Here is an 8,678-nt window from a genome sequence, read left to right as displayed (position 1 = left end):
GTTTGTGCGAGGCATCGCCGCTGAGTTGCACCCCGGCCATCTCGAGGCCGGCGTCCTGTACGAGCTGATTGGCGATGTCGCTCCGGCTCAGCTGTTTGTGGGTTACGAATTTGTTGCGGAAGTCCATTTTGATCGTCGGGCTCTTGGCTTCGATGGTCACCGTGGCGAGGTTTTGTCCGCGGCTGTTGATCTCGACGTCGGTGATGATCCCGGCGAACTCCAGCGGTTTGGCCTGACCGACGTACTCTTCCTGCGGCGTCACCGTCAGGTTGATGGACTTGCCGATGATGTCGTGATAGGCGTTGGTTTGATTGAGTTGGTTGCTCAGGTCCATGGAGGTGAGATCGGCTGTCAGCGTCACGCGTAAGACATGGTGCTCAAACGCGGCCTGGTTCAGCTCGATATAGCTGATCACCCAGGACACGACGGATCCGTCGACTTTCACTTCCGTCTTTACTGTCATCCGCGAGCCCGGACCCTTGTCCGGCGATTCGTTCTCGGGAATATCCGTCACATGGATTGCCATCGTTGCCTCGTTTCCTGCGCTACCTTACGACAGCGGGAAGGGAGAACTTCTCTCGCCTTCCCGCAGATTTTCGTCCTGGTCCGTCAGGCTTATTTGCCCTTCCAGTCCTTCTTGTATTCGGTGCCGTTCAGATCCACGAGCTCCGCGGAAATCTCGAAGTACTCATACATCTGTTCGTTCGGCGCCGACGCGGTCGACGGGACGTGCTCTTCGTAGTGGGTGATGAATCCGTTTTCCCACTTGAGCACCTTCAGGTCCTTCTTCAGGTTCGGGTCCTTGAAGGTGATCTGGCCGGCCTTGCGGTTCACCTGGGACGAATCGAACGCCCACTTGGCGATACCGATGTTTTCGTCCGATTCGCGGCTGATCTTGATCTTCAGACCGGTCGGAACCGAGCTCGGCTTGCCGTCGGCCAGATCGTGGGGCGTGAACAATTCGTAGCTCACCGAGTGAACCTTGTCGAACTTTTCGCCGTCCACCAGCAGTTCAACTTCCTGTGCCATTCTTCATTTCCTCCTCAGAATGTTGCCTGTATCTGTTACTTTCGTTCTTGAATTCGAACTTCGTTTGCTTCATCCCAACTGTCGCCGGGAGATGCGGTCGGTTCGAAATTATTTTACGGCCGTCTGACCGGCGTCGTCCACCATCGCTTCGAGTTTGACCACATACTGCTTGATCGGCGTCTTGGTATTGAGCGCCACTTCGAGCAGCATCTGTTGGTTCTCGATCATTTCGTTGGTCGCGATGACGTTGCAGGTGAACCCGTTGATCACCTTGTTGCGCTGCAAGAGGCTCAGGAACTTGTTGAGATCAGCGTCGATCGACTTCTTCAGCTTCTCATCAAAGCCCTTGTAAACCTGCTGGTTTAAGTAATTGCGCATCACCTTGTAGATGTAGTCGTAGGTGCGCTTGATCGTGTAGTTACGGAACTTGGCGTCTTTCGACAGCGTGTCCGCGCCCATCGCGACGACATCGCCGACGTCGCCCTGCCAGTTGAGGACGCAGTTGATGCCCTTCTCATTCAACTTGGTGTTTTTCGCCTCGTTGAGTTTGATCCGGGTCGCCTGCACGCCGCCCAGCTTGCCGTTGACCTTGCCGGCCGAGGGCGCCTGGATGCCGATCTCGTTGTCGTTTTTGTAAATCAGACCGGCCACCAGCGATGAGGGTGGAATCCAGAGCGGATCCTTGTCGAAGCGGCTTTCCGGCTTGTCGGCTTTGACGTAGTTGCCGAACACCGAAATGTACGCTTTGTATTCGTCGTTGGAGCGGAGCGAATCGTAGGATGGATCGTCCAGCTCTTCCGACAGCTCTTCGTAGCTGTTCAAGTGCTTGAAGTCGGTCAGCACGTGGAGCTTGCTCGGCATCCCCATGTCGCGCGCCACCGTGTCGATGTCCTTCACGCTGCCGAGGTATCCCGGAATGCAGCAGAGCGAGTAGCAATTGGTGATGTCGTAGAGGCCGTAAATGTCGTGCACTTGGCGGTTGATGTACTCGAACTTCTCGCGGTCGTTCGGATCGGTCAGATCGGAGATGCCGACGTTGGCGAAGTAGGCGTAGATCTCCGCATCGGGCCGGGCGGCGGCGTTCTGGAAGAACAGGTCGACACCGCGATAGGCGACTTCCAGCGGCCGGATTGTCGCGTGGATGTTCTTCATGTTCTCCGACAGGTTCTTGTCCGCTTCGGCAATCAGATTGTCGAGTTTGTCCTTGAACTCGTCGGAAGTGGCATCGCCGGCCTCGAACAAGCTCGCCCAGACGCTCAGGCGCTGCTTGAGCTGTTTGCGGCGATCTTTGAATTCGTCCGAAGACAGGAACTTGTTGAAGGATTCGTTCTTCGGATCCAGGAACTTGGCGCCTTCGATGTACACGCCGTCCTGGCTCGTGAAGTGCGACAGATGATCCTTAATCACCTCGTAACCGACAAAACCGGCGCCGAGGATGTCTTTTAGGTCGGTTTTCTCCTTGACCTTGACTTCAGCCTGTTGCTGTTGGTCTTTTTCCTGATCAGCCATGACTACCTCTTCCCCGGTTACAGTTTCTCGATGTAAGACTTAATGACGTTCAAGAACTCTTCCTTTTTGGCCGGATTCGACAGCTCCTTTTTGAGCTTGGAATTCGGTTTCTCGAGCAGGTTCTTGAGGTTGCGCAGGATTTCGACTTCGTTGTATTTTTCCCAGAGGTACTGGTTTTTCTTGATGATTTCCATCGAGCCGAAATCTTTCATCGAATTGAATCCCAGCTCGACGGACTCTTCCGAACCGTCCTGCTTGTTGACGGTGATTTCCTGCGTCGGCTGGAATTTCGCGAATACTTCCTTCAAATTCTTGCACCGCGTCAACTCGGGTTCGGTCTCCTCGCGCGAATTCAGTTTGGTCAAGTAGACCATCTTATTCGACGGCAAGAGATCGACCGGAATCGAATCGCTTTTCTCCTTGTACTCGGTGGTGCCGATATGAGGGGCGGCAATTCGGAATTGATCTGCCATGGTTTCCTCCTGATTCCTCGCTTATATTCTCACAATTTCAAAATTTTCGCCGGTGAAACGCACCTCGACCTGCGACCCTTCCGGGAAGCGGCCGTCGATGATGCCGACCGAGAGCGGATTGAGAATTTCTTTCTCCATCACCCGCTGCAACGGCCGCGCGCCCATCTCGAAATTATATCCCCGCTCCGCCAGCGCCTTCATGGCCTCGGGCGTGCAGGAGATCTTCATCTTCTGATCCTTGAGAATCTTGTTGATCACCTTCAACTGGATATTGACGATCGCGCTGATGCCCTTCTCGGTCAGGGGCCGAAAGATGATCCACTCCAGCCGGTTCAAGAATTCGGGCCGGAACTTGGCTTTCAGCACCTGCATCATTTCTTCGCGCTCGACCGGCTTGTTTTCGCGGTAGCAGTCGAGAATGTAGTTCGAGCCGAAGTTCGAAGTCAGGATGACGATGGTATTGGTGAAATCGATCGTATTGCCCTGGCCATCGGTGAGCCGGCCGTCGTCGAGTAGCTGCAGCATGATGTTGAACACATCCGGATCGGCCTTCTCGACCTCATCGAACAGGACCACCGAGTACGGACTACGCTTCACCTTTTCGGTGAGCATCCCCCCCGCTTCGTAGCCAACATAGCCCGGGGGCGCGCCGATCAGTTTTGCCACCGAGTGTTTCTCCATGAATTCCGACATATCGAAGCGGATCATGTTTTTTTCGTCGTTGAACAGGAACTCCGCCAGTGTCTTGGCCAGTTCCGTCTTGCCGGTACCGGTGGAGCCGAGGAACAGGAACGATCCGATCGGCCGGTTGTGGCGTTTGATCCCGGAGCGCGAGCGCCGTACCGCTTCGCAGATGGTTTTGATGGCGTCATCCTGATCGATGACCCGTTGCCCGAGGTGCTGCTCGAGGTGGAGCAGTTTCTCTTTCTCGTCCTCCATCATGCGCGAGACCGGGATTTTCGTCCAGCGCGAGATGACATAGGCCACGTCCTCGGAGCCCAGGGTTTGCTTCTCGGCCGTCACGAATTTTTCCAGCCGATCGATTTTTTCCAGATTCTCGCGAAACTTGGCGATTTGAGTTTTCTCTCCGCTCATTCCATCTTTCCGTTCAAGCCTGATTCGTATTTCTCTCGGCGATTGCGCCGGGACTGCGCCCGCGCAACAACCCGTCTAAACCCGCCCCACCCACAACGAAAATGTTTCTTCAAACCGATCGTTAAACTCATCGATCCGGCGGCGGGCTTCCTCGCTCAATGCTTCGTCGCTGTCGGCCGCCACTTGCGTTCCCAGCAGAGCTTTGATCTCATCGGCCATCTTGCGCAGCGCGGGAATTTCGTTCTTGGCGCGCGTGCAGTTGAGGCGGAAGGACGCGGCGGCTTCATCGAGCAGATCGATTGCCTTGTCGGGCAGGAACCGGTCGCCGATGTAGCGCTGCGAGAGTCGAATCGCCTCGTCCACCACGAGATCAGGGATGGCAAGATTGTGATGCTTGCCGTAGGTATCGCGCACGCCGGAGAGAATCTCCTGGGCTTCGGTGAAGGTTGGTTCTTCGACCATCACCCGTTGGAAGCGGCGATCCAGCGCCTTGTCTTTCTCGATGTACTTGCGATACTCTTCCAGGGTGGTTGCGCCGATCACTTTGAAGGTGCCGCGCGCCAGCGCCGGCTTGATCAGATTGGCCGCATCCATACCGCCGGAGGGATTTCCGGCGCCGACCAGCGTGTGTACTTCATCGATGTAGAGAATCAGATTGCCCTTGCCTTTCGCCAAGCGCGAGATCAGGGCATTGAAGCGCTCCTCGAATTCACCCTTGTACTTGGCTCCGGCCACCAGTTGTCCGAGATCCAGTTGCAGGAGAATCGAGTCCCACAACTCCGGCGTGGTCAGCTTGTTGACGATTTGCAGCGCGAGACCTTCCACCAAGGCCGACTTGCCCACCCCGGGCGGTCCCACGAGGATCGGGTTGTTCTTGCGGCGGCGGATCAGCACGCGCGAGATGTTGTAGATGTCTTCCTTGCGGCCGAAGAAATTGTCAAATTCGCCGCGGCGGGCTTTCTCGCACATATCGACGCAGTACTTGATGCCCTCGGCGCCGGCGACGGCATCTTCACCTTCACCGGTGGTTAATGCCGGTCCGCCGGCGATCGACTGGACGACTTTCATTTCGGCGTTGGCGTCGATGATCTTGCCTTCGTCAAAATCGAGGCGGCGGCGGATCTGCTCCGAGAGCGGCGAATCGGCCGAGACCAGGACCATCAGCACGTGTTCCGGCCGTACCTCAGCATCGGAATATTTCTCGGCGCGATTGCCGGCGGCAACCAAGAGGGACTGCAGCGCCGGCGAAGCCGCAGGCCGCACTTCATCCGCCGCGGATTTGCCGAGTTTGGAGAGTTCGTCCGCCAGGAGCGCTTCGAAGTACTCCGGTTTCTTGCCGAGTTGTTTCATCAGGGCGGCCAGTTCGCCGCCTTCGTCCCGCAGCAGGGTCAAAAACAGGTGCTGAGGGCGGATTTCCGCGTGGTAGTAACTTTTGGCCAGTTCCTGCGAACGCCGAATAGCGTTCTGCAGGGTCGTTGAAAACGATCCTAAATCCATACTCTCTTCACGTTGGGGGTACGAAATTTCCCGTTACTGATGCGCTAAACTGAAAAATTAACTTCCAACTTGTTCCCTGTCAAGGCGATAATTCATCCTCAAAGTCGCCGATGGAAGTTTGAGGACTTCATCGCCCCACAATCTTCCACCCTTCCGGTTCTTCCATTCCTGGCGTTCGGTCCGGCGCCACGTTGCGCCCCCGCTTGTGCCCTTATCCGCCGAACAATCGATCAATAATAGTTTTTTTACGCGTGCGCTCAACTCGAAAAGTGCCCGCGCGCAAAAAATCGGCCAGTGTCCGCCCGCGTTCGTCGTAGCCGGCAGATGCAAAGTACTTGGCCAACCACCCCTCCAGATCGGCTACGGTGGCTGGACGCTTATCTGCGGCAAACGTGGTCATCTTACCGATAATCTCGCCGAGATCCTTCAGGCAGCTTCGCGTATCGGCATCGCGATACTGCGGATAAAGTGACTCCAGTTTTACCCCGCGTCCCTCGCGGATGTTCTGCCGAGCTTCAAAAATATTGTGACCAACGAACGGATGTTGTGCCGTTGCCATTTCCAGCATGATCAGGCCGAGCGAGTAGATATCTGAGCGCCGGTCAGCGTAACCGGACTTCAAGAGCTGCTCGGGTGACTCGTAAACCTGAGGCGTATAGGGCAACTCAATTTGCTGACGGTCAGCAAAATAGCAGAACGGCAGCATATCGATGTCCAAAAGCAGAACGCGGCCATCCGGTGTCAGCAGGACATTTTCCGGCTTCAGATTGCGATGCAGCGGAATGAGATTCCCCAGCCCCGGCGACGGCCGCATCCCGTGAATCTGCGTCAGGGCTTCGCCGATCCCGAGTCCGATCAATCCGACCAGGTCCGGATGCAAGGGGGCGTGTTCGTCGATTACTCGTCGCAAGCTGACGCCGTCGACCAGATCGTATTCGAGGAACTGTATCCCTGCATGTTGACCGGCGCCGCGAAACGGCAGCAGCGCCTCGCCGCGAAATTCGCGCAAGTAGCGCACCTGCCGCTGCAGAATCTCGCTGATTCCGGTGTGCTCGGACAATCGGCGCCGCAGCACTTTGAGGCGAACGGCTTGCTGATTGTCGGTGCGGCGGGCGCGATAGCAGAAGCTGACTGCGCCTTCCCCAATCGGATTCTTGTCGAGAATGTATGTCTGAAATCGTTCCGGCAGATCGGGGTTGTCCACTGCCGCGAACTGGGCAAATCGTCCGTGAGTGTTGCTCGACATCATCCAACTTCAGCCCCCAATCGTGATCACGCAGAGATGTTTATAGTCCAAAACTGGGATTGGCTCCCAGGTTGCGCTCGTCTTCCACCGTGAAGCGGATCACGGTTTGCATCCCAACTTTGATTAAGTCGTTGCTTTTCAACAAGGTTTGATCGGCGCGCACGCCGTTAATCGAGGAGCCGTTACGCGAGAGATTCATAAACAGGAATGTATCTCCGCGCCGAATCACGGCAAAATGCTCGCGGCTAATGGCTGGATCTTCATCCGAGAGCACAAAATCGCATCTGTCCGACGAGCGACCGACGCGGAATTGTACGGCGTCGGTAGTGAATTGCCGTCCGCGATCAGGACCCTCTTCAACAACCATCAGCGGCCTAAGTGACATAGGTTTAACAAGTAAATCGGTTGTGCCGTCAAAATCAATAGAATTGTACCGCAGTGGAACCAAGAAGGAAGTGAAATCGGTACTGAGTGAGGAAATTCTTTGAGTCCACAGAATATTGGCCATATGCCACAATGGCGCAGTGCTACGCCAGAATGACATCAAATGCACATGGTGTCTCCTGTTGACCTTTTACTTGCGCACTGGATTCAATTCGAGAACTTGGCTACATCATGTTTCTTGGTCATTACGGAGTAGCGTTGGCTTCCAAGCGAATCGCTCCAAGGATTTCACTTGGGAGTCTGGTATTCGCTTCGCTCTTCATCGATTTGATCTGGCCGATATTCCTTCTGGCCGGGATCGAGCACGTAACGATTGCACCGGGAATTACGGTGATTACGCCGCTAGACTTCCAAGACTACCCAATCAGTCACAGTTTGCTGGCGGTCGTGCTTTGGGGCGGGTTACTTGGGATAATCTATTACATGGTGCGGCGGTCGAAAGGCGGGGCGTTTCTGATCGGGGTCTTGGTAGTGAGCCACTGGGCGTTGGATCTACTGGTGCATCGGCCTGACCTGCCGTTGACACCGTTGGGGGGCGAGAAGTACGGGCTCGGCCTGTGGAATTCCCACGCCGCTACCTTAGCGCTTGAGTACGGGCTGCTGGTAGTGGGGGCGATCGTTTATGCAACTACAACACGAGCGCGGGATTGGATCGGACGATGGGTGTTTTGGGGAACGGTGCTGATTCTGGCGGCGATCTATGTGGCAAACCTTGTGGGGCCGCCACCTCCGGGTACGACGGCGTTGGCGCTGGTGGCATTGGCGCAATGGCTGTTTGTGCTGCTCTTTGTCTGGATTGACCGACATCGGCGGAATGCGCTGAATCGAGCATATTAGCAGCGGCGCTGGAATTCGCGGTCCAGGAAAGGGCCGGCTCTCAATTGACCTCGGCGCCGGCAGCATCAACCAGAAGGGCAGAAGTAACATGAAGGGGATAGGGCGAAAGCGCGTAAGAATGCTGTAGGTACACCGGAAAGATTAATCGCTTTGCGAGGAACGGCGCGGGTCGTATACTTGATAATGTGGGGGCAAACGGTGTTGGATCGATAGTTGGATTGAGGATAGCAGATGGCAGATTCGAAGGCGCAACAGCCTCATTCGCATGAAGAAAACACCGGCGGTTTGGCCGGGGTCAAGAACATAATAGCGATTGCCTCCGGCAAGGGCGGGGTCGGCAAATCGACGGTTTCAGCGAATCTTGCAGTAGCCTTGAAGCAGACCGGCGCGAAGGTTGGACTGATGGACGCCGATATTTACGGACCGAGCCAGCCCGGGATGCTGGGGGCAAGGCAAGCCAAGCCGGGGATCAAGGGTGATCTTCTGGAGCCGGTAGAGCGCTTCGGCGTGAGTTTCGTGTCGATGGGGCTTCTGATCGATAACGATGG

At 55.8% G+C, this 8,678-nt stretch carries 10 protein-coding genes; 2 read left to right on the top strand and 8 right to left on the bottom strand.

The features are described 5' to 3' along the window. The 8 genes from IT585_00875 to IT585_00840 form a co-directional block, all read right to left on the bottom strand. Positions 1–526: hypothetical protein (locus tag IT585_00875; GenBank protein ID MCC6961782.1), on the bottom strand; the 526-nt coding region annotated here is incomplete at its 3' end. Between the two features lie 89 nt (positions 527–615). After that, the gene (locus IT585_00870; GenBank protein MCC6961781.1) at positions 616–1,029 is read right to left on the bottom strand and encodes a hypothetical protein; all 414 of its coding nucleotides are present in this window, start codon (positions 1,027–1,029) and stop codon (positions 616–618) included. Positions 1,030–1,137: 108 nt separating this feature from the next. Next, positions 1,138–2,538, bottom strand: a complete 1,401-nt coding sequence (locus IT585_00865) for a hypothetical protein (protein MCC6961780.1) — start codon at positions 2,536–2,538, stop codon at positions 1,138–1,140. Positions 2,539–2,555: 17 nt separating this feature from the next. Further along, positions 2,556–3,011: a type VI secretion system contractile sheath small subunit gene (locus tag IT585_00860; protein MCC6961779.1), complete on the bottom strand. Its 456-nt coding sequence runs from the start codon at positions 3,009–3,011 to the stop codon at positions 2,556–2,558. A gap of 21 nt (positions 3,012–3,032) precedes the next feature. After that, entirely contained in the window at positions 3,033–4,106 is a 1,074-nt protein-coding gene (locus tag IT585_00855; GenBank protein MCC6961778.1) for an AAA family ATPase, read from the bottom strand. A 75-nt stretch (positions 4,107–4,181) separates the two neighbouring features. Further along, positions 4,182–5,603 carry an ATP-dependent Clp protease ATP-binding subunit gene (locus IT585_00850; GenBank protein MCC6961777.1) on the bottom strand — a complete coding sequence of 474 codons (1,422 nt, stop codon included), beginning with the start codon at positions 5,601–5,603 and terminating at the stop codon, positions 4,182–4,184. A 211-nt stretch (positions 5,604–5,814) separates the two neighbouring features. After that, on the bottom strand, positions 5,815–6,852 hold the full coding sequence (locus tag IT585_00845) for a serine/threonine protein kinase (protein ID MCC6961776.1): 1,038 nt from the start codon (positions 6,850–6,852) through the stop codon (positions 5,815–5,817). A gap of 37 nt (positions 6,853–6,889) precedes the next feature. Beyond that, positions 6,890–7,393, bottom strand: coding sequence for an FHA domain-containing protein (locus tag IT585_00840; protein ID MCC6961775.1), 504 nt, complete (start codon positions 7,391–7,393; stop codon positions 6,890–6,892). A gap of 71 nt (positions 7,394–7,464) precedes the next feature. Here IT585_00840 and IT585_00835 point away from each other — a divergent pair, with 71 nt between their 5' ends. Together IT585_00835 and IT585_00830 are read left to right on the top strand one after the other, a co-directional pair. Continuing rightward, entirely contained in the window at positions 7,465–8,130 is a 666-nt protein-coding gene (locus IT585_00835) for a hypothetical protein (GenBank protein ID MCC6961774.1), read from the top strand. 231 nt (positions 8,131–8,361) lie between these two features. Then, on the top strand, positions 8,362–8,678 hold a 317-nt coding region (locus tag IT585_00830; GenBank protein MCC6961773.1), incomplete at its 3' end, for a P-loop NTPase.

The organism is Candidatus Zixiibacteriota bacterium, from assembly GCA_020853795.1.
GTDB lineage: Bacteria > Zixibacteria > MSB-5A5 > CAIYYT01 > CAIYYT01 > JADJGC01.
Note: the sequence above shows the minus strand (reverse complement) of the source record. Positions and strands in the feature narration are given on the sequence as shown.

Bases quoted from the DNA above. Each gene is read 5' to 3' on its own strand.
- IT585_00865 (MCC6961780.1), bottom strand. From the start codon at position 2,538: ATGGCTGATCAGGAAAAAGACCAACAGCAACAGGCTGAAGTCAAGGTC.
- IT585_00845 (MCC6961776.1), bottom strand. From the start codon at position 6,852: ATGATGTCGAGCAACACTCACGGACGATTTGCCCAGTTCGCGGCAGTG.
- IT585_00860 (MCC6961779.1), bottom strand. From the start codon at position 3,011: ATGGCAGATCAATTCCGAATTGCCGCCCCTCATATCGGCACCACCGAG.
- IT585_00835 (MCC6961774.1), top strand. From the start codon at position 7,465: ATGTTTCTTGGTCATTACGGAGTAGCGTTGGCTTCCAAGCGAATCGCT.
- IT585_00840 (MCC6961775.1), bottom strand. From the start codon at position 7,393: ATGTCATTCTGGCGTAGCACTGCGCCATTGTGGCATATGGCCAATATT.
- IT585_00850 (MCC6961777.1), bottom strand. From the start codon at position 5,603: ATGGATTTAGGATCGTTTTCAACGACCCTGCAGAACGCTATTCGGCGT.
- IT585_00855 (MCC6961778.1), bottom strand. From the start codon at position 4,106: ATGAGCGGAGAGAAAACTCAAATCGCCAAGTTTCGCGAGAATCTGGAA.
- IT585_00870 (MCC6961781.1), bottom strand. From the start codon at position 1,029: ATGGCACAGGAAGTTGAACTGCTGGTGGACGGCGAAAAGTTCGACAAG.